Annotated in this window: 16 protein-coding genes; 6 read left to right on the forward strand and 10 right to left on the reverse strand. The window is 34.9% G+C overall.

What is annotated here, in order from left to right:
* Nucleotides 1–9 precede the first annotated feature (9 nt).
* Nucleotides 10–1,260 (forward strand): NAD(P)/FAD-dependent oxidoreductase, encoded by a 1,251-nt coding sequence (locus ACPWTF_RS13165; RefSeq protein ID WP_427871461.1) that lies wholly within the window; start codon nt 10–12, stop codon nt 1,258–1,260.
* Nucleotides 1,261–1,481: 221 nt separating this feature from the next.
* On the opposite strand, the gene ACPWTF_RS13170 is transcribed toward ACPWTF_RS13165, so the two are convergent.
* The 4 genes from ACPWTF_RS13170 to ACPWTF_RS13185 all read right to left on the reverse strand — a co-directional run bounded on the left by ACPWTF_RS13170 (nt 1,482) and on the right by ACPWTF_RS13185 (nt 5,389).
* Nucleotides 1,482–1,817, reverse strand: a complete 336-nt coding sequence (locus tag ACPWTF_RS13170) for an L-rhamnose mutarotase (RefSeq protein WP_427871462.1) — start codon at nt 1,815–1,817, stop codon at nt 1,482–1,484.
* Between the two features lie 4 nt (nt 1,818–1,821).
* Nucleotides 1,822–2,679: a fumarylacetoacetate hydrolase family protein gene (locus ACPWTF_RS13175; protein ID WP_427871463.1), complete on the reverse strand. Its 858-nt coding sequence runs from the start codon at nt 2,677–2,679 to the stop codon at nt 1,822–1,824.
* Between the two features lie 252 nt (nt 2,680–2,931).
* Complete coding sequence (locus tag ACPWTF_RS13180) at nt 2,932–3,696, reverse strand: SDR family NAD(P)-dependent oxidoreductase (protein WP_289879194.1); 765 nt, start codon at nt 3,694–3,696, stop codon at nt 2,932–2,934.
* A gap of 37 nt (nt 3,697–3,733) precedes the next feature.
* Nucleotides 3,734–5,389 carry a UxaA family hydrolase gene (locus tag ACPWTF_RS13185; protein ID WP_427871464.1) on the reverse strand — a complete coding sequence of 552 codons (1,656 nt, stop codon included), beginning with the start codon at nt 5,387–5,389 and terminating at the stop codon, nt 3,734–3,736.
* Between the two features lie 171 nt (nt 5,390–5,560).
* Here ACPWTF_RS13185 and ACPWTF_RS13190 point away from each other — a divergent pair, with 171 nt between their 5' ends.
* On the forward strand, nt 5,561–5,953 hold the full coding sequence (locus tag ACPWTF_RS13190) for a hypothetical protein (RefSeq protein WP_427871465.1): 393 nt from the start codon (nt 5,561–5,563) through the stop codon (nt 5,951–5,953).
* Entirely contained in the window at nt 5,841–6,449 is a 609-nt protein-coding gene (locus ACPWTF_RS13195) for a helix-turn-helix domain-containing protein (RefSeq protein ID WP_427875756.1), read from the forward strand. The genes ACPWTF_RS13190 and ACPWTF_RS13195 overlap by 113 nt, the downstream gene beginning before the upstream one ends.
* Nucleotides 6,450–6,674: 225 nt before the next feature.
* On the opposite strand, the gene ACPWTF_RS13200 is transcribed toward ACPWTF_RS13195, so the two are convergent.
* From ACPWTF_RS13200 to ACPWTF_RS13220, 5 genes are all read right to left on the reverse strand, one after another.
* On the reverse strand, nt 6,675–7,454 hold the full coding sequence (locus ACPWTF_RS13200; RefSeq protein ID WP_427871466.1) for an SDR family oxidoreductase: 780 nt from the start codon (nt 7,452–7,454) through the stop codon (nt 6,675–6,677).
* Nucleotides 7,455–7,732: 278 nt separating this feature from the next.
* Nucleotides 7,733–9,421 carry a sodium/sugar symporter gene (locus tag ACPWTF_RS13205; protein ID WP_427871467.1) on the reverse strand — a complete coding sequence of 563 codons (1,689 nt, stop codon included), beginning with the start codon at nt 9,419–9,421 and terminating at the stop codon, nt 7,733–7,735.
* Between the two features lie 250 nt (nt 9,422–9,671).
* A complete protein-coding gene (locus tag ACPWTF_RS13210) occupies nt 9,672–10,730 on the reverse strand; it encodes a UDP-glucose--hexose-1-phosphate uridylyltransferase (protein WP_427871468.1) in 1,059 nt (352 codons plus the stop codon).
* 15 nt (nt 10,731–10,745) lie between these two features.
* Nucleotides 10,746–11,906, reverse strand: a complete 1,161-nt coding sequence (gene galK / locus ACPWTF_RS13215; RefSeq protein WP_427871469.1) for a galactokinase — start codon at nt 11,904–11,906, stop codon at nt 10,746–10,748.
* A gap of 246 nt (nt 11,907–12,152) precedes the next feature.
* Nucleotides 12,153–13,205, reverse strand: coding sequence for an aldose epimerase family protein (locus tag ACPWTF_RS13220; RefSeq protein ID WP_427871470.1), 1,053 nt, complete (start codon nt 13,203–13,205; stop codon nt 12,153–12,155).
* A gap of 101 nt (nt 13,206–13,306) precedes the next feature.
* Here ACPWTF_RS13220 and ACPWTF_RS13225 point away from each other — a divergent pair, with 101 nt between their 5' ends.
* Nucleotides 13,307–14,305 carry a GntR family transcriptional regulator gene (locus tag ACPWTF_RS13225; protein ID WP_427871471.1) on the forward strand — a complete coding sequence of 333 codons (999 nt, stop codon included), beginning with the start codon at nt 13,307–13,309 and terminating at the stop codon, nt 14,303–14,305.
* An 85-nt stretch (nt 14,306–14,390) separates the two neighbouring features.
* Here the strand turns inward: ACPWTF_RS13225 and ACPWTF_RS13230 are convergent, their stop codons facing one another.
* A complete protein-coding gene (locus ACPWTF_RS13230) occupies nt 14,391–15,080 on the reverse strand; it encodes an NUDIX hydrolase (protein ID WP_095930664.1) in 690 nt (229 codons plus the stop codon).
* A gap of 573 nt (nt 15,081–15,653) precedes the next feature.
* Here ACPWTF_RS13230 and ACPWTF_RS13235 point away from each other — a divergent pair.
* Complete coding sequence (locus ACPWTF_RS13235) at nt 15,654–18,710, forward strand: SusC/RagA family TonB-linked outer membrane protein (protein ID WP_427871472.1); 3,057 nt, start codon at nt 15,654–15,656, stop codon at nt 18,708–18,710.
* A 28-nt stretch (nt 18,711–18,738) separates the two neighbouring features.
* Complete coding sequence (locus tag ACPWTF_RS13240) at nt 18,739–20,301, forward strand: RagB/SusD family nutrient uptake outer membrane protein (protein WP_379794999.1); 1,563 nt, start codon at nt 18,739–18,741, stop codon at nt 20,299–20,301.
* Nucleotides 20,302–20,414: the final 113 nt, after the last annotated feature.

The raw sequence follows: 20,414 nt of genomic DNA on the forward strand, positions 1-20,414 counted from the left end.
AATTCTAATATGACAAAGGAGTTTGTTGATGTTTTAGTGATTGGTGCAGGACCGTCTGGATGTGTTTCGGCATCGTATCTTTTTAAAAACAACGTAAAGGTAAAAGTTGTAGAAAAAACGAAGTTCCCGAGACTGGTTGTTGGCGAAAGTCTTATTCCGCGTGTAATGGATCATTTTGCTGAAGCAGAATTGTTTGAAGCACTTGACGCGATGAACTTCGAAAAGAAATTAGGAGCTCGTTTTATCAGAGGTGAAGAAATCTGCAATTTTGATTTTAGTGTCAAATTTGGCGAAGGTTGGGACTGGACTTGGCAAGTTCCTAGAGCTGATTTTGATAATACAATGGCTCAAGAAATCATACGAAAAGGAATCGACTTAGAATTTGAAACCGAAGTTTTGGAAGTTTCTTTTGAAGGGAAAAATTCAAAAACTATTGTAAAAGATAAGGACGGAAACTTAAAAGAAATTCACGCTAAATTTATCATCGACTCTAGTGGTTACGGACGCGTTTTACCAAGACTTTTAGATTTGGATACGCCATCAAAACTAAATCCGCATTCTTCGATTTTTACCCATGTCAAAGATATTAATAGAGAAGAAGGAGTAGAAGGAACTCAAATTTCATTTGACATTCTGGAAACTCAAGTTTGGCTTTGGGTAATTCCGTTTTCTAACGGAAATACAAGTTTAGGCGTTGTGGGTCCAACCGATTTTATCAATTCACTTTCTGAAAATAAAGACAATGCTGAGGCTCTTCGAAATGCCATTCAGAAATCGGATTATTATATTAAAAGATTTGCTGGAACAGAATTTTTATTTGAGCCAGTTAAATTAGAAAACTACTCAAGAGCCGTAAAAAGAATGTATGGTGACGGTTTTGCCTTAACGGGAAACAGCTCAGAATTCTTAGATCCAGTTTTTTCTTCGGGAGTTGCTTTTGCAACCGAGTCTGGAATGCTGGCAGCAAAATTATATTTGAAAGAATCACAAGGAATTCCTGTTGATTGGGAAGTGGAATTCACGCAATATATGAAACGCGGAATTGCTGTTTTTACCACTTACGTTCAAGAATGGTATACAGGAAATCTACAGACGCTGTTTTTCCACCAACCTGAAAATCCAGATGTGAAAGAAAAAATATGTTCTGTATTAGCAGGATATGTTTGGAACGAAGAAAATCCTTTTGTCAAAAAACACGATCACGTAATAGCCAATATGGCGTATTTATTAAATATGCAAAAAGAACAAAGCCCTGAATAATCAGGGCTTTTTTATAAAAAAATAATTCATTTTGTAGATTCATTCCGTAGGAATGTTTCGTCGGTAGAATGAAATTTGAATTGCGATAATACGTTCCGGAGGAACGTTTTATTAATTGATTTAGGTTATTTCCAAAAAATCAGATGTCCCTACAGGACATAATGCAAAACGATAATATTTTTTTTCTACCGACGAGATATTCCTACGGAATATTTGATGAATTATAATCCAAATATTTTATCCATTAAAATCCATTTTTGTCCCGGTTTTGCCCAAGGTAAAGCTTGCTGGAATTTCCACATTAAAGTTTCCCATTCCTGAACTTTTTCGTTCTCAGCATCGGCTTTGTCTTTTTTCTCGAAAGTAAAATCGGCATCAGCTTCGATGATCATGAACAATCGATTTCCCGTGCAATAAATATCCAGGACTTCAATTCCAGAATCTTGAATGCTTTTTTTAATTTCTGGCCATACATTTTCGTGCAGTACTTTGTATTCTGCAATTAAATTGGCATCGTCTTTTAAGTCTAAAGCCAGATAGAATTTTTGAGTTGCCATAATTTTAGTTTTGTTGATACGCTACGGCAGTTTGCTTGCTTGTGCCTAAACCTTCAATTCCTAATTCGATTACGTCACCCGCTTTAATGTAAATTGGGTCTGGTTTAATTCCTAATCCAACTCCCGGAGGCGTTCCTGTACTGATAACATCACCAGGAAGCAAAGTCATAAACTGGCTTAAGTAATGCACTAAAAACGGAATTTTAAAAATCAAGTTCGAAGTGTTACTGTTTTGGAATGTTTTTCCGTTTACAGTAAGCCACATTTTTAAGTTATTTACATCGCCCACTTCGTCCGGAGTTGCCATAATTGGTCCAAGAGGAGCGAAGGTATCAGAACCTTTTCCTTTTGCCCATTGTCCGCCACGCTCGATTTGGAAAGCTCTTTCGCTGTAATCATTCAAAAGGCAATATCCAGCAATGTAGTTTGGCGCATCTTCTTCAGAAACGTAGCTTGCTTTTTTACCAACAACAAAAGCCAATTCCACTTCCCAGTCTGTTTTTTCACTGTTTTTTGGAATGATCAAATTGTCATTTGGTCCGCATAAAGAAGTCGTAGATTTGAAGAAAATAATTGGTTCTTCTGGAATTGCAGCGCCAGTTTCTTCGCAGTGATCTACATAATTTAATCCGATGCAGATAATTTTTGATGGGCGCGCAACCGGCGAACCTAAACGAACTGAATCGCTTACTTCTGGTAAAGATGGACTATTTTTTAAAGCTTCTTCTAATTTTGCTAAACCGTCATTTTCAAAAAAAGCTTCGTTGTAATCTGATACGATAGACGAAACATCATATCTTTTATCATTTAGTAAAACTCCTGGTTTTTCCTTTCCTTCTTCTCCGAATCTAATAAGTTTCATATTTTAATTTTTTTAGTAATGTGTTTATTTTTTTGCCACAGATTTAAAGGATTAGAATGATTTCTTTTAGATTGTCACCCTGAGCGAAGTCGAAGGGCGTTCCAATTGGACGTGGGCTTCGACTTCGCTCAGCCTGACAAAAGCAGGAAATAAAAATCTTTTTAATCCTTTAAATCTGTGGCTTTATTTTTTTGCTCGCAGATTTAGCAGATCGAGTAGTTTTAATCTTTTAAGTCTGTGGCTAAATAATTTTTAGTTGTTCAATTTAATAAATCCACCATCAATTGGGTAATCAGAACCTGTTATGAAAGACGATTCGTCGCTGCATAAGAATAAGGCTAAAGTTGCGATTTCTTCTGGTTTTCCCATACGGCCGATTGGCTGTGACTGTGATAATTTCTCGAAAATTTCTTCTTCTTTTCCAGGATAATTTTTAGCGATAAACCCGTCTACAAAAGGTGTGTGAACTCTCGCAGGAGAAATAGAATTACATCTAATTTTATCATTTAAATAATCTTTTGCAACCGATAAAGTCATTGCCATAACTGCTCCTTTTGCTGTAGAATAAGCAAAACGATCTGGAATTCCAACCCAACACGCGATTGAAGCCAAGTTCAAAATCACACCTCCGCCAGAATTTCTTAGCGCCGGAATTGAAGCATGAAGACAGTTGTAAACTCCTTTTACATTTACATTCATAATTCTGTCAAAATCAGATTCTGAAGTGGTGTCTACTTTTCCAACGTGAGCAATTCCAGCGTTGTTTACTAGAATATTAATGTTTCCGATTTTCTCGAAAGTTGAATTTACTTGTTCGTGGTTAGAAACATCACAAGCGTGAGCAAAAACATTTCCTCCAGCTGATTTTATTTCTTCAACCGTTTCTTTTGCGCTTTCTTCTGTTAATTCTAAAATATGAACTTCAGCTCCTTGTTTCGCAAATAAAACCGAAATCGCTCTTCCAATTCCGCTTCCACCGCCCGTGATAATTGCTTTTTTGTTTTGTAATGAAAACATTTGATATAAATTTTTATGAGTTGTTTTTAATAGTCTTTTACAAAGATACTCCGCGTTTCCACGGAATAAAATCGTCTTGGTTTAATTGAACCGCTTTCGGAATAATTTCGCCGCTTGCCGCTTTGATGCAGTATTCTAAAATTTCCTCGCCCATTTCTTCAATAGATTTTTCACCACTAATGATTGGCCCGCAGTCAATATCGATAATATCTTTCATTCTAGTTGCCAAAACAGAGTTTGTTGCCACTTTAATTACAGGACAAACTGGATTTCCTGTCGGAGTTCCCAATCCAGTTGTAAACAAAATTAAAGTTGCTCCAGAAGCTGCTTTTCCAGTTGTTGCTTCTACGTCATTTCCTGGCGTACAAACCAAACTTAAGCCTGGTTTTGTAACCAATTCGGTATAATCTAAAACGTCTACAACAGGAGAAGTTCCGCCTTTTTTGGCCGCTCCAGCACTTTTGATTGCATCAGTAATTAATCCGTCTTTGATATTTCCTGGAGAAGGATTCATATGGAAACCAGAACCCACTTTATGAGCCAGTTCATCATAAGACTCCATTAAATCTATGAATTTTTTCGCCTTATCTTCCGTAATACATCTGTCGATTAAATTCTGCTCTGCACCGCATAATTCTGGGAACTCAGCCAAAAGAATTTTTCCGCCTAAAGCTACGACTAAATCTGAAGTATAACCCACAGCAGGATTTGCAGAAACACCGCTGAAACCATCGCTTCCGCCACATTTTACACCAATGCATAAATCGCTCAAAGGCGCATCGGTTCTTTCATATTTATTGATTTCAATTAAACCTTCAAAAGTTTTTTTGATAGCATTTGTAATCAAAACTTCTTCGCTTTCTGTCTGCTGTTGTTCAAAAATAAACAACGGTTTGTCAAACTCTGGATTTTGTCTTTTTACATCATTTACAAAATCTTGAACTTGTAAATGCTGGCATCCTAAACTCAAAAGCGTGATTCCGCCCACATTTGGATGATTGGCGTAAGAAGCCAATAAAGCGCTCAAAGTAGAAGCGTCCTGACGCGTTCCGCCGCAGCCTCCTTGATGATTTAAGAATTTAATTCCGTCCACATTTTCAAAAACACGTTTGTTTTTTGGAGTCGGATTTAATTCAATATTGATATCGTTAATGTCATTTCCGTTCAAATAACCTTCCAGTAATTCGTGCGTGAATTGGTTGTATTTGTCCGTTACAGCATAACCCAATTGTTTGTGCAAGGCTTCTTTGATAACATCTAAATTTCTGTTTTCACAAAAAACAGTTGGAACAAAAAGCCAGTAATTCGCCGTTCCAACGCGTCCGTCTTTTCTTTTGTAACCTTTAAAAGTTCTGTTTTCAAATTTAGAAACATCTGGTGCATTCCATTCGTAAGAAGCGTTTCTGTAAGCATACGGATCTGCAGCGTGTTTAAGGTTTTCGGTCGTCATTAAACTTCCTTTCGCCAAATCATTTTGCACTTTTCCAACCAAAACTCCGTACATATTTACTTCTTCTCCCTGCTTCATATCCTGCATGTAGAATTTATGTTTGGCTTTGATGAGGTCTTGTAAAACGTATGTTTCGTTTTCAAAATGAATGGTTTCGCCTTTTTGAAGATCGGTTAAGGCAACCAATACATTATCGTCTGGATGCAATTTTACAACCAGTTTTTTTGTGTTATTTTCAGACATTGTGTTGTTTGTTTTTTCTTTTTTTTGATGTTACTGCTTTCGTTTTATAACAATTTAATCCTTTGATTTTGTATAGAATTCGGGCAGTTAACGAAAAATAAAATTAGTTTTTTTACACATTGGTTGATAGTCTAATATTATCCGTATCTAATCTTTAATTATCTTTGCAGTATGAAATTGGAGCAAACCAAAATAGCGTCTTATCTTAACACGAAGGTTTCGGTGCTGAATCGTATTGAACCTTTTTTTCAGGCGCCGTTTCATTCGCATCCGGAATTGGAATTGGTATATGTAAAAGAGAGTTACGGTAAGCGGATTATCGGAAATTCGGTAATGCCGTTTGAGCCTGGAGATATGGTTTTTTTAGGTTCTGATATTCCGCACGTTTGGCTGAATGATGAAAAATACTATCACGGAATTGAAGATTTAAGAGCCCATTCGATTGTCGTATATTTTCATAAGGATATTTTGGCCGACTTTTTACGAATTAAAAGAAACTCAGAAAATAAACGAACTTTTTTTTCAGGCAGGAAAAGGAATTTCGATTATTGGAAAAACGAATAAACAAATTGCAAAGAAACTAGAGAAGTTAGTTGCTAAAAAAGACTTCGAAGTTATTGTTGGGCTTTTTGAGATTTTGTCTATTCTTTCTGAAAGTCAGGATACGATTTATATCAACGATGAAATTTATTCTTTGATGCAGAAGGATTCCAAAGTAGATCGTCTTTCTGAGGTTTTTCAATATGTCAATAAAAATTATAAAAAGAATATTTCCTTAGAAGAAATTGCCGCTGTCGCGAATATGACAAGAACGTCTTTTTGTAGAATGTTCAGGGTAAAAGCGAAAAAGAATTTTGTGGATTATCTGCATGAAATCCGAATTTCGAATGCCTGCAAATTGTTATTGGAAACCGATAAAAGCATGTCTGAAATTGCGTATGAATGCGGTTATAAAACAGCTTCAAACTTTAATAAACTCTTCAAAAAAGTTAAAGGAATTACGCCTTCTGATTTTAAAAATAATGCGAAGGTTAGTTTTGCCACAGATTATAAAGATTAAAGAGGATTCAAATCTGTTTGAAAAGAAATAGCCACGAATTCACGAATTAAAGCAATTCAAAAAAGCTGTAAAAATCTGAATCAAAAACTAGCCAACAATTTCACAAATTAAGGTAATTTAAAAATTTGTGAAATCTAAGTGAGATAAAAAAGGAAACCACGAATTCATAAATTTATTCCCAAAGATTATCAAAAAATAATTCGTGAATTCGTGGCTAAAAAAAAATTAAATAGAACGATCTAAATGAGTATAACCACCATCAACATAAATAATTTGACCTGTTGTATGGCTTGATTTTTCAGACAATAAGAAAACCACCATATTCGCGATTTCTTCTGCGGTTGTCATTCTGTTTTCTAGCGGAATATTTTTGGTAATTGCAGCCAGTTTTTCTTCTTTATTTTCAAAAGTATTGATCCACGTTTCGTAAAGCGGCGTGTAACATTCTGCTACGATTACAGCGTTTACACGGATGCTGTATTTTAATAATTCAACCGCCCATTCTCTCGTTAAAGCATTTCTTCCACCGTTTGAAGCAGCGTAAGCTGAGGTTCCGCCCTGACCAGTTTCGGCAGTTTTAGAACCAATGTTTACAATTGCTCCTTTTGATTCTTTAAGATAAGGAAGAGCATGCTGTGCCATTAAATAATAATGCACTAAATTTTTGTGAAGCGAAGCAGCGAAATTTTCATAATTTCCGTTTTCTAATCCAACGCCGTCATTAACTCCGGCATTGTTCACCAATCCGTCAATTCTGCCGAATTTTGCGATTACGGCTTCAACGGCTTTTTTGCAGTCTTCAGGTTTTGTCAAATCGGCGGCAACTTGGTGCGCTTCTTTTCCAATGGCTTTTAATTCTTCTACGGCTTTGATGTTGTCATTTTCGTTACGTCCAACAATAAACGGAATGGCATTTTCTTCGGCAAGAACTTTAACGATTCCTAAACCGATTCCTTTTGCGCCTCCAGTAACGATAATGATTTTTTGGGTTAATGATAACTGCATGGTATTTATGTATTATAATTTAAAATTCTGTTTAATATTTTTTGCCACAGATTATAAAGATTAAAAGGATTTTTTTAAATCCAGTTTTGTCAGGCTGAGCGAAGTCGAAGACCACGCCCAATTGGAGCGCCCTTCGACTTCGCTCAGGGTGACAAAATAAAGCGAATCATTATAATCCGTAGCTTTTATTTCTATTTTAAAACCTTTTTAAAAATTTACAGCTGTTGTTCATGACAAACAACAGCTGTAAAGATAGAGAGAATAGAACTGATAATTTATTACCAGAACTTAACATAAAGCGCAGCAATAATCAATAATGTAATTACGATTAAGACTGTTGTCTGCGGTTTAACTTTAAACATTTCAGAATCAATTTCAAATGCTTTAGGGTTTACTTTTGGACCAGCAAAACTTATCAGAATCATTGCAATCATTGTGAATAAGAATGATAATCCCATACAGATGTGGAACGGAATTTCGAAGCCTCCTTTTCCATTATTGTAAGCTGTGTATAAAAGTGTATCGTTTCCAAATAAAGCTGGAGCGTATTCGTTGAATAAGACAGATAATAAGAATCCTAAAATTACCCCCACGATTGCTGCTGTTCCAGTAGTTCTTTTCCAGAACATACCAAGGAAGAACATTGCAAAAACTCCAGGGCTAATGAATCCAGTGTATTTTTGGATGTAGGTAAATCCTCCAACGCCACCAATTCCTAAGACGTCATTCCATGTAAATAGAACGGCTAAAAGCATGGCAACAAAAACGGCAAGACGCCCGATGTTCACCTGCTGTTTTTCACCAGCATCTTTCTGGATATATTTTTTATGAACGTCTAATGTGTAGATTGTAGAAATACTGTTTACTTTTCCAGCCAACGATGCTACAATTGCAGCAGTAAGAGCAGCAACAGAAAGACCTTTTAATCCAGTTGGAAGGAATGTTAATATAGCAGAATATGCCTCGTCTTTTACTCCTCCCTCCAATTGAGGTAAATGTCCGTTTGTGTATAAAACGTAAGCAGCAATACCAGGAAGCATTACGATAAGCGGCATTAATAATTTTAACATACCAGCGAATAAAATTCCTGTACGAGCGGTTTGTAAATCTGCTCCAAGTGCTCTTTGTGTAATGTATTGGTTACATCCCCAGTAGTTTAAGTTGATGATCCAGATACCAGCAGCGTAAGATAACAATCCAGGGAAAGTTAAATATTTATCGATTTCAAGCTGAGAAGACGTCGCAGTTGGTTTCGGAATAATCATTTTGAAATGTTCCGGAGCCTGCTGCATTAAAACTTTGAAACCGGCAATTGCGTTTTGTCCAACACCAAAAGCTTCTGCAACTGTTGTTAAGGCAATATAAGAAGTTACTAAACCTCCTATAATTAATACAGCCACCTGAATAACGTCTGTATAAGCCACAACCTTCATTCCTCCAAGAGAAATAAACAAAGCAAAAATAGCCAATCCAAGCATAATTACGTGAAGATATTCTCCACCCGCAAGTTTGTTAATCGCAACAGCTCCTAAGTATAAAATAGAAGTAAGGTTTACGAAAACATATAAAAACAGCCAGAATACAGCCATGATAAGTGCAGTAGATTCGTTGTAACGTGTTTTTAAGAATTGTGGCATCGTGTAAATCTTATTTTTAAGATATACAGGAATAAACCACACCGCGACAATAATAAGAGCAACGGCAGCAAGCCATTCGTAAGCAGCAACAGCAATTCCTAAGAAGAATCCTTCACCGCTCATTCCGATGAACTGTTCTGCAGAGATATTAGAAGCAATAAGAGAAGCTCCAATTGCCCACCAAGTTAAATTTCCTTCAGCCAAAAAGTAAGCTTTAGCATCTTGTTCGTCTTGTTTACGTTTGCGGTAAACGGTGTAACCGTAGACCGAGACTACGATGAAATAAATAATAAAAACCGCATAGTCTGCGAAAGCGAGGTTTTGGTTCATTGTTAGTAGTATTTTAAATAATTATTATAGGGTTGTTTGTTTATGTGGTTTTAAATCAGTTTTTGTGTTGTCAAATCTTGTTAAAAATGCAAGATGTGTTTTATTTCTGTTATTTTTTTGCGAAAATAAAGCAGAAGCCAAATGTAAAATAAAAATTTAGAAATTAACCGTTAGTAAATGTGTTTTTTACATTTATCTAATAAGAATTGTGTTAAATTTTTAGATTTGAATTAAGGACAACACTAAACCATTACGCTTTTACTGGGCTTTTGTAATGTACATCTGAAAGCTGTCTCAAAATTTCAGCACTTTTTTCAGGTGTAATATCACGCTGCGATTCTCCCAACATTTCATATCCGACCATGAATTTTTTTACCGTTGCAGATCTCAGCAAAGGTGGATAAAAATGCATGTGGAAATGCCATTCTGGATGGATTAAACCATCTGTTGGCGATTGGTGAATTCCTGACGAATATGGAAATGAAGTATTAAATAAATTGTCATACTTCGTTGTAAGTTGCTTTAAGATTTTCGCGAAAGCGGTACTTTCATCGGCAGTAAAATTGGTGATTTTGTTTACAGCTCTTTTGCTGATAATCATGGTTTCGTATGGCCAGATTGCCCAAAACGGAACCAATGCCACAAAATGATCATTTTCGATTACGATACGATCGCCAGCTTTCAATTCGGCTTTTACGTAATCTTCTAACAATGTTGTCTGATTTTTATCGTAGTACGATTTTAAGCTGTTTTGTGTTTTTTCAACTTGAGTTGGTAGAGAAGATTGTGCCCAAATTTGGCCGTGTGGGTGTGGGTTGCTGCAGCCCATAACACTTCCTTTGTTTTCAAAAATCTGAACGTGGTTGATGAATTTAATATTTCCTAAATCGGTATATTCTTTTTGCCAAGTTCTAATGATGTTTTCAATATCGGCAATTTCCATTTCTGGAAGAGTTAGATCGTGTCTTGGCGAAAAGCAAACCACTCTCGAAATTCCTTGTTCTGGTTTTGCCTTAAAAAAAGTATGTTTAATATCATCTTCAAAAATGATTTCGTCCTGTTTCATAGCAGCAAAATCATTTTCAAAAACAAAACTGCTTTCGTATTGCGGATTATTCATTCCGTTGGCACGAACATTTCCTGGACATAAGTAACAAGTTGGGTCGTACTTAGGAAGTTCTTCTGTTGAAATAGTTTCATTTTGTCCTTGCCAAGGGCGTTTTGCACGGTGAGGTGAAACCAAGACCCATTCGTTAATTAATGGGTTGAAGCGTCTGTGAGGATCTTCGTTAATGTCAAAATTTTTCATTGTACAGTTGTGGTTTTAAAGTAGCGTTGTTCCGTTAGAGATTTTTACATCATAGAATTTTAATTCAATTCCAAATGTATCTAAATAAAGTTTAGAGAACTTACGCTTTACCTCATTTTCATTTCCTTTTTTAACTAAATTGATAGTGCATCCTCCAAAACCACCTCCCATAAGTCGGGAACCAATAATGGCATCATCTTCTTTTGCGGTATCAACAAGCATGTCTAATTCTTCGCAGCTTACCTCGTATTCTTTAGATAAACCATAATGTGTTTCAAAAAGCAGTTCTCCTAAAAGTTCAATGTTTCCTTGGTCTAGTGCTTCACAAGCTTTGATAACGCGATTGATTTCTTTTACAACAAAATGAACTCGGTCAAAAACTTTTTCAGTCATTTTATCTTTTAAGCTCAAAACTTGTTCTACAGAAGAATCTCTGAAACTTTTTACTTCTGGGAAATGATTTTTTATGATAGATAAACCTTCCTCACATTCAATTCTTCTGGTATTATATTCTGATGTAAAAAGTGAATGTTTTACATTAGAATCAAATAAAATCAGAGAATAATCTTTGAAGTCGGCATTGTGATATTCAAAATCTAAAGTGTTGCAATCTAGTTTGATCACTTTATTTTCAAGGCCGTGAACGCTTGAAAATTGGTCCATAATTCCGCAGTTGATACCCACCCAGTGTTCTGCTTTTTGTCCTAATAATGAAATGTCTTTTTTCTCGATTTTTAAATCAAACAGCGATTTGATTCCGAAAATCATTCCGCATTCTAAAGCTGCAGAAGAAGACAATCCAGAACCAACCGGAATATTACTGCTGAAAACACAGTTAAAACCATCAAACGAAAATCCGTTATCTTGCAATTGTTTGATTACACCACGAATGTAATTGGTCCAAACCACATCGCTCAGTTTTACTTCCTGAGTCAAATCGATTTCAAATTCTTCATTCAAATCGATGGCAATTATTTTAGAAGTTTTGGTGTTGTTTTTTTCAAAAGCAAAGCAAATCACTTTGTCAATTGCAGCAGGCAAAACATAACCATCATTGTAGTCAATATGTTCTCCAATGATGTTGATTCTGCCTGGAGAAAGTACCGTTTTTTGAGGAGAAGATCCGAAAGATTTCTCAAAAAAAGCAACGGTATTCTGTATTAAAATATCATTCATTATATAGTTAGTGTATTGTGGTTTTAGAATTTTATATGTGTTGAGTGAAATTATTTTTTCTATTCTACCTACTGCTTATAGCTTAAATCAAAATCTGTCTAAATCAGCTTTAATCTGTGTAAATCTGCGTGAAAAAATCTTGGCAAAAGTATTTCACGCAGATTTTAAAAGATTTCAGCAGATTCAATTAGATTTTACTTGATGGATGAAATTATTTTTATTTTATCTTATCCAGCAGTTATTATATTAATTTAAACTTTCAAATTTGTAAAGTGTTTTTTGCGTATATTCTTCACCTTTTTTCAAAACTGCATTTGGAAAATGTGCATGATTTGGCGCATCTGGGAAATTTTGAGTTTCAAAACAAATTCCGCTTTGTGCATTGTAATCAACGTTTTCTTTTCCTTTCAGTTTTCCGAAACAATTTCCACCAACATATATATGTACACTTGGCTGATCGGTATAAACATTCATTCTTAGGTTATTTTTTAAGCTGATTAACTGCGCTACGATTTCAGTTTTAGAATTCACTACAAATGAATTGTCAATTGGAAACGGACAGTTTTTTGAAGTTCTAAAATCAAAATCATGATTGGTTAAATCGGTGAAATTTCCTGTTGGAATATTGTCAGAATTGGTTTCCAGCATTTTAGCCGATTTGATAAACATTTGCTGTTCTAAAACATTTCCATCATGTCCATCCAGGTTAAAATAGCTATGATGCGTTAAATTGATAATCGTATCTTCGGTTGAAGTTGCTTTGTATTCTAGCTTCAATTCATTTTCTTCGGTCAAAGTATAAGTCAAATAAACCGTCATTTCTCCAGGAAAATTCTCGTCCAGATGGGCACTGAAAAGGGCGAAAGTTATAGAAGGATTTTCGCCAGAAGTTGCATTAACAACACTCCATGCTTTTCTTCCAAATCCCATTACTCCTCCGTGAAGCGTGTTGCCGTTATTGTTTCCGTCTAGCTGAAATTTTTTATCGTCAAGACTAAAAGTCGCATTATGAATACGTCCTGCGTAACGGCCAACTGTAGTTCCGAAATAAGGAGCGCTTGGTAAATTATACGATTCTAAATATGCTTCAAGATTATCAAAACCTAAAACAACATCTACTAATTTTCCGTCAAGCGGAATTTGGATAGAAGTTACAGTTGCTCCATAATTGATAATCTGCACTTTCATTCCGTTTTTATTAACCAGATCAAAAGAATAAATTTCTTCCTTATTAGGCATTAAACCAAATAAATTGCAATTATGAGTCTCTTTTAAATGCGATATGTGTTTTATTTCCATAAAAATTTTACCAAAAATGAAATCCAAAAATAGAAACATTTATTATTTTTGCATACCAGTACCTACCAGTTTTTGCTGTTTATAGTCAAAATGACTTTATTATGAACATTATTTCAATTCAAAATAACATCGGTCTGCCAAAATATAAGCAGATTATTCTTTCAATCGAAAAAGCGATTGAAGAAGGAAATTTGATTAAAGGCGATAGGCTTCCGTCGGTAAATAAAGTCTGCTTGGCTTTTTCTTTATCTCGTGATACGGTCTTATTGGCGTATGACGAATTGAAGAAAAGAGGAATCATTTACGCTATTCCAGGAAAGGGATATTACGTTAAAAGCGTTGAAATCACTATAACTCAGAAGGTTTTTTTACTTTTTGACGAATTGAATATTTTTAAAGAGGATATTTATAATTCGTTTTTAAAAAACATCGGAAAAAATGTTCAAGTCGATATTTTTTTCCACCACTTTAATGTTCAAGTTTTCGAAAAGCTGCTAAATGACAGCAACGGAAATTATACAAAATACATTATTATGCCGACGAACTTAAACGATATCGTCGATTCTATAAAAACCCTACCAGTAAGCGACGTAATTATTTTGGATCAGACCAATCCGGACTTAAAAATGTTTCCTGCAATTTATCAAAATCACCAAAAAGATATCTTTGAAGGTTTGATGAAAGGCAAATCGCGATTATCAAAATACAGGAAACTGATTTTAATTTTCCCTGGTTTTAGAGAACCTCCCGGAATGAAATTAGGGTTTGAGTCGTTTTGCCAGACTTATGGTTTTGATTATGAAATTATTTCAGATTTCGGCAATCAATCTATTGCTTTGGGAGATCTGTACATTATACCGCATGATCGTGACTTGCTTTTGGTTATAGAAAATGCAATGAGCAGAAATTTAAAATTGGGAGAAGATTTCGGAATTATATCGTACAATGAAACTCCATTGAAGAAAATTGCCGCAAACGGAATTACCACCATTTCAACCAATTTTGAATTGATGGGAAAAATTCTGGCCGATATGGTTTTAAAAGGAACAAAAGAGCAGATTGAAAATAGATCTGCTCTTATATTGCGTAATTCGCTATAAATTTCTCCCGCAGATTTAGCAGATGCAGGGGATTTTTTTATTAAATCAGCCAAATCTCCTAAATCTGCTAGAGAATAAATAAAGTTTATAAATTCAATACAAAATTATTGAGTAGTTTTTCTTCATATTTCTCTTTGTTGAAGGTATATAAGTAAGAGCCTTTTCGAGAAGACTGCATGTCTTTTTCTTCTAGTTTATTTAGAATTTCCAGAGAGTTTATTTTACTGATGAAATTTCTTTTGTCCAATTCTTTGCTCAAAATAGCTTCATAAAGTTCTAAAAGCTGACGCATGGTGAATTTCTCCGGAAGCAATTCAAAACCAATTGGTTTTACAGAAGTTTTATATCGAAGCCTCTTAATCGCATTTTGAACCATTTCGTTATGGTCAAAAATTAAATTTGGAGCGTCGTTAATCGGGAACCATTCAGCGTGGTAATTCTGGATCAATTCTGCATTGTGGTTTTCGATATTAATTAAAGCGAAATAAGAAACCGAGATGGTTCTTTCTACAGGGTCACGATCAATTTCACTGTAAGCATGCAGTTGCTCCATATAAATATCGTTAAGACCTGTATAGGTATTTAAGATTCTAGTTGCGGCAGCATCTAAGACTTCATCGCGTTTTAGAAAACCTCCAATTAAGGACCATTTCCCTTTTTCTGGCTCAAAATCTCTTTGTATTAAAAGGATTTTTAGACCATCATTGTCGAATCCGAAAATGATGCAGTCTACTGCCAGTAAAACTTTATCAGCAGAGCTATAACTATTTAGCATATATTATTAATTTGGATGGGTAAATATATGAACTTCTTAAAACGTATCATAATTTATTAATGTAGATTTTACACTTACATAATTAACTACTCAAATGTATAGTTAAAAAAGTTACTTTTTACATAAAAATAACATACAAATTCTCTTTTTAAGATTTTTTTAAGAAAAAAACAGGACAGTCAAGGATAGTTTTTTGTAAAAATAGGTTCTGTTTAGCCAAAAAGACTCAAAAATAAACAATCTTTTACCTACAAAACTATCTTTTTTTTTGAATTCAAAACATTAAAAAACAGATTATTTATACTTTTTTTATTCCCATCTTTTTTTGATTAAAAAACGACTTTTTCAGTAAAAGTGTATTTTTTACACAATTAAAATCATTAAAACAGCAATTTTTTTGAAAAAACCTTGAATTTTTAAATGTTAATTTGACACTTAATTTGCGATATGTGTTTTTTTTGAGCTCTTTTTTTGTGATATTAATTTGTTTACATGATTTTTTTTTAGTTAAATTTACAAATGTAAGATTAACACTTATTAACTAAACCACTAACCAATCTTAACTAAACCATTATGATTACAAAACAAAAATTACTTTTGTATTGCAATTTTCTATTGCCAAAAACAAATTGGATTTTAGCAGTTTTAATGCTATTATTTTCTGTTAATCAGATGTCTGCTCAAGACAAAACGATAACAGGGGTTGTTACATCGGCACAAGACAATCTTCCTTTGCCGGGTGTAAACATTATAATAAAAGGAACCAAAACAGTTGCTACAACTGGATTTGATGGAGAGTATTCGATTAAAGCATCCACAAATGATGTTTTAGTTTTTTCATTTATAGGATTTCAGAACAAAGAGATAGTCGTAGGAAGCCAGTCTAAAATTGATGTGGCGTTGGGTGAAGACACTAATAAACTTAACGAGGTAGTTGTTATTGGTTACGGAACTCAAAAGAAATCAGATTTAACAGGTTCTGTAAGTGTTGTTAATTTAGAATCGGCTAAAAAAGTAGTTACGTATGATGCCGCAAAAATGCTTCAAGGACAAGTGCCAGGTGTTACTGTACAATCTTCGGGAGAACCGGGAGGTTTTGTTAATGTGAAGATTAGAGGTATAACTTCATTTAGCAACAATAATCCACTTTTTGTAATCGACGGAATTATGGTCGATTCACCTTATGATTTTGCCCCAGGAGAAATAGAATCTATGCAGGTTTTAAAGGATGCATCATCGGCTGCTATTTATGGTGTGCGCGGTGCAAATGGTGTTGTAATTATTACGACTAAAAAAGGGAAACAAGGCAAAATGGATATTAAATTCAAGTCTATTGTAGGTCTTCAAAATGTTGCTAAAAAGTGGGATGTTACAGATCGAGTAGGTTACCAGAAAATTACGAGCGAGGCCGAAAGAAACAGAGATATTAGAGCAGGTGTTCCTGTAAGCATTGCTCCAGGAAATGACCCAAATAGTGCATCGTACATATCAAATGTAGATACAGATTGGCAGAAAGAATCTTTTCAAACTGGTGTTGTACAAAATCAAGCCTTGACATTTACAGGAGGTGCAGAAAGTATTGCTTACAGCTTTAATGTTGACTATTTTAAAAATACAAGTTACATTAAAACGCCTCAGGACTATGAGAGATTGTCAACCAATTTAAATTTAAATGGTAAAAAAGGAAAATTTAAATACGGTGCAAAAATAGCTTATACACAATCTGATAAAGAAATTTTTAATGAATACAATGCAGGTCAAACGGTTGTAAGTGATATTTTAGGAGCTATTCCGACTATGCCCGTTTATGATGCAAACAGACTTGGTGGTTATGGAGGTACAGACAACCTGACTCAGAGAGCAATTTCTATGAACCCTATTGGATACAACAATCTGATTGATAATAATGGAAAAAGAAACCGTTTTATTGGAGATGTTTGGGGAGAAGTAGAAATCGTAAAAGGCCTAAAATACAAACTGGATGTAAGTTACGATAGAACTGATTGGGAAAATAGAAAATTTATTCCGCCAAGTGATTTAGGATGGTATTACATTACTACAAATGACGAAGCATCTCTAGATGTTGAAACGGGAAATGAGTTAAGAACATTCTTAAATAACATTTTAACTTATGAAGTTACATTAGGTAAACATAAATTTGATGCTCTTGCAGGTTGGATTCAGGAAAAAAGAGATTATCATAGATATAATATGAGAGGTGTAGGTTTTACTCCAAACGACATTCCGATGCTTCAATATGCTGATGCTAGAAATGCATCTGAATATAAATTTACGATTACTGGAATATCATACATTAGTAGATTAAATTATTCTTATGATGATAGATATTTAGTGCAGGCTAACTTTAGACAAGATAAAACGTCTCTTTTTAGTGAAAAAAATAATTCGGCAAACTTTTACTCTTTTTCAGGAGGTTGGAAACTTAGTAACGAAAAATTCTGGACATTGCCAGAATGGATAAGCAATATTAAACTTAGAGGAGGTTACGGGACATTAGGAAATAATACCATTTCGCAATATTTCTTTGCTTCAACCGTAAACAGTTTTGCAGGTTATGATTTTAATAATGAGCTTGCTCCAGGAACAACTGTAGTGGCGGCATTGCAACCGAATGTAAAATGGGAAAAATCTACAAACTCAAACGTAGGTATCGAATTAGGTTTCTTAAACAATGATTTACAGTTTACAGCAGAGTACTTTGTAAAAAAATCAGATGATTTATTGTTAGGCGTTCCGCTTCCGTTTTCTACAGGGGCATTTCCAGCGAGTGTTACCACAAATGCGGGATCAATGAAAAATTCTGGGGTTGAGTTTACAGCAGCTTACAGCAATCATCATCATAAATTTAAATATGATATTTCTGCAAACTTTGGAACACTGAAAAATGAAGTTACTAAAATCGGTGTAAACGGAAATCCGATCTACGGAGCAGTTTCTAAAACTGAAGTAGGAAGATCTGTTGGAGAAATGTTTGCTTGGGAAGCAGTTGGAATTTTCCAAAATGCAGCTGAAGTTGCGGCTTCTCCAACTCAAACGGGTGCAGCTCCTGGAGACGTGAAATTTAGAGATGTAAATGGCGACGGAATAATTACAGATGCAGATAGAACTTTCCAAGGTGTGACCATTCCTAAATATGGCTTCGGATTAAATTTCAGTGCTTCTTATTCTAACTTTGATTTCTCTATGTTTTGGCAGGGAGCGGGAGGTAACAAAGTATTTAATGCAATGTACCGCAATTTGATGATCGGACAATATACAAACCATCATACAGATGAGTTAAATTATTGGACACCAACGAATACCAATACCAATATTCCAGCTCCAGTTATTGGAGATCCAAATGGAAACAGCAGAGATTCAAACAGATTTATTGAAAGCGGTGATTATGTGAAACTGCAAACAATGGAAATCGGGTATAACATCCCGATAAAAGATAAATTTATTGAAAAAGCTAAGGTTTACCTAAATGGTCAAAATCTGTTGATTATCTCTAAATATAAAGGATATGATCCTGACTTTAACAGTGACGGATTACTTTCAAGAGGATATGATGCAGGATCTTTTCCAAATCCAAGAACAATTTCTTTAGGAGTAGAAGTGAGCTTCTAACCAGGTCTAACCATTAAAACGTATTAAAATGAAATCTAAATTTTTTAGCTATATAACCGTTTTCCTTTCACTAGCCTTGGTAACCACAAGCTGTGTGGATAACGAAGATTTGACTCAACTAGATCCAAATAATGATTCAGTCGATAACTTTTGGAAAACAGATGAAGATGCATTGCAAGGTGTAAATGCTGCTTACGGAAGTTTACTAACAGATGGAACTTACATGAGAAGCACGCCATTATTGCTAGATGTAAAAGCAGATGATTCTCGTACAAACAGCCCTTGGGGTTCAATGTATAACGTGGGGCACTTTAATTCAAATGTTGCAGACGCAGCGATTTATGGATGGGCTTACGAAACTTATTATCAAGGTATTTACCGTGCTAATCAAGTATTAACCAATGTACCCGGAATTGAATTTGAAGATGAAGCTCTAAAAAACAGAATTATAGGACAAGCTTATTTCTTAAGAGGATTGTATTTTTTTCATGCAGTAAACATGTTTAAGAATGTACCTCTTCCAACAGAATTAGCAGTTTATTATCCTCAAAAAACACAAGATGAAGGCTGGGCACAAGTTATTGCAGACTTTAAAGCAGCAGCAGAATTACTTCCAAATTCTTATGTTGGCCTTTCAGGATTAGATGGAGGACAAAAAGGACGTGCAACTAAAGGTGCAGCGTTAGGATATTTAGGAAAAGCCTATTTGTTTACAAAAGATTTTACAAATGCTAAAACAACTTTCAAGCAAGTAATAGATTTAGGAGTTTATTCTTTGGTAGCAAATTACCGTGATAACTTCACAACAGCAAACGAAAACAATTCAGAGTCACTTTTTGAAGTGCAATTTAGCCGTGATGCCGGAGGTGTCGATTTAGGTTGGGGAGGTGCTCCTGCTTCTGGATGGGGAAAAACATCTGCAAGAGCCATTACCTATGCACCACGTGCTTTTGGATGGACAGACGTTCAGCCAACTTGGGCATTGTTTAATGAATTTAAAGAAGAAAAAACAAAAACAGGACAAGATGATCCTCGTCTAGATGCTACTATTTTCTACAATAAACCAGGCGGAATGCAATTGTACGGAAAAGATTTTGCAACATTCTATGCCTCAAGTCCAGCCGATTTAAATGATTTATTCTGCAGAAAATACCAAAACTCTGACGGACAATTTGCAGACGAATACGATTGGCGTTCCGGAATCAATGAGCGTTTATTAAGATATGCTGATGTTCTTTTAATGTATGCAGAATGTTTGAATGAAACGGGCGATACACAAGGAGCTTATACTTACATTCAAATGGTAAGAGACAGAGTAAATCTTCCTGATTTAGCCACTGCAAAACCAGGATTGTCTCAAGCGCAAATGAGAGAACAAATTGGTCACGAAAGATTTTTAGAATTCCCTCTAGAAGGACACCGTTTTGACGATATCCGTCGTTGGGGATGGCTTCAAGACCCTGCTAAATTAGCTTGGTTAAAAGCAAGAGATGCAGAGTTTAATTCTTATACAGCAGGAAGAGAATATTTCCCAATTCCACAATTAGAAATGGATAACAACCCGGGAACTGTTCAAAACGATAGTTATTAATATTTATTTGAGTTAGTTTGAATACCTAATATCATGTGAAGGTTGTGGATTCTTCACATGATATTATGCCTTAGAATTTGGAATACAAGAGAAGTAATTTTTAACAGTAACTA

This window comes from Flavobacterium sp. MMS24-S5 (genome assembly GCF_050320125.1).
Lineage (GTDB): Bacteria > Bacteroidota > Bacteroidia > Flavobacteriales > Flavobacteriaceae > Flavobacterium > Flavobacterium tyrosinilyticum.

What these genes read in the sequence shown, in the direction of transcription:
- ACPWTF_RS13165 (WP_427871461.1), top strand. Translation starts at nt 10, where the DNA reads ATGACAAAGGAGTTTGTTGATGTTTTAGTGATTGGTGCAGGACCGTCT.
- ACPWTF_RS13170 (WP_427871462.1), bottom strand. Translation starts at nt 1,817, where the DNA reads ATGGCAACTCAAAAATTCTATCTGGCTTTAGACTTAAAAGACGATGCC.
- ACPWTF_RS13175 (WP_427871463.1), bottom strand. Translation starts at nt 2,679, where the DNA reads ATGAAACTTATTAGATTCGGAGAAGAAGGAAAGGAAAAACCAGGAGTT.
- ACPWTF_RS13180 (WP_289879194.1), bottom strand. Translation starts at nt 3,696, where the DNA reads ATGTTTTCATTACAAAACAAAAAAGCAATTATCACGGGCGGTGGAAGC.
- ACPWTF_RS13185 (WP_427871464.1), bottom strand. Translation starts at nt 5,389, where the DNA reads ATGTCTGAAAATAACACAAAAAAACTGGTTGTAAAATTGCATCCAGAC.
- ACPWTF_RS13190 (WP_427871465.1), top strand. Translation starts at nt 5,561, where the DNA reads ATGAAATTGGAGCAAACCAAAATAGCGTCTTATCTTAACACGAAGGTT.
- ACPWTF_RS13200 (WP_427871466.1), bottom strand. Translation starts at nt 7,454, where the DNA reads ATGCAGTTATCATTAACCCAAAAAATCATTATCGTTACTGGAGGCGCA.
- ACPWTF_RS13205 (WP_427871467.1), bottom strand. Translation starts at nt 9,421, where the DNA reads ATGAACCAAAACCTCGCTTTCGCAGACTATGCGGTTTTTATTATTTAT.
- ACPWTF_RS13210 (WP_427871468.1), bottom strand. Translation starts at nt 10,730, where the DNA reads ATGAAAAATTTTGACATTAACGAAGATCCTCACAGACGCTTCAACCCA.
- galK (WP_427871469.1), bottom strand. Translation starts at nt 11,906, where the DNA reads ATGAATGATATTTTAATACAGAATACCGTTGCTTTTTTTGAGAAATCT.
- ACPWTF_RS13220 (WP_427871470.1), bottom strand. Translation starts at nt 13,205, where the DNA reads ATGGAAATAAAACACATATCGCATTTAAAAGAGACTCATAATTGCAAT.
- ACPWTF_RS13225 (WP_427871471.1), top strand. Translation starts at nt 13,307, where the DNA reads ATGAACATTATTTCAATTCAAAATAACATCGGTCTGCCAAAATATAAG.
- ACPWTF_RS13230 (WP_095930664.1), bottom strand. Translation starts at nt 15,080, where the DNA reads ATGCTAAATAGTTATAGCTCTGCTGATAAAGTTTTACTGGCAGTAGAC.
- ACPWTF_RS13235 (WP_427871472.1), top strand. Translation starts at nt 15,654, where the DNA reads ATGATTACAAAACAAAAATTACTTTTGTATTGCAATTTTCTATTGCCA.
- ACPWTF_RS13240 (WP_379794999.1), top strand. Translation starts at nt 18,739, where the DNA reads ATGAAATCTAAATTTTTTAGCTATATAACCGTTTTCCTTTCACTAGCC.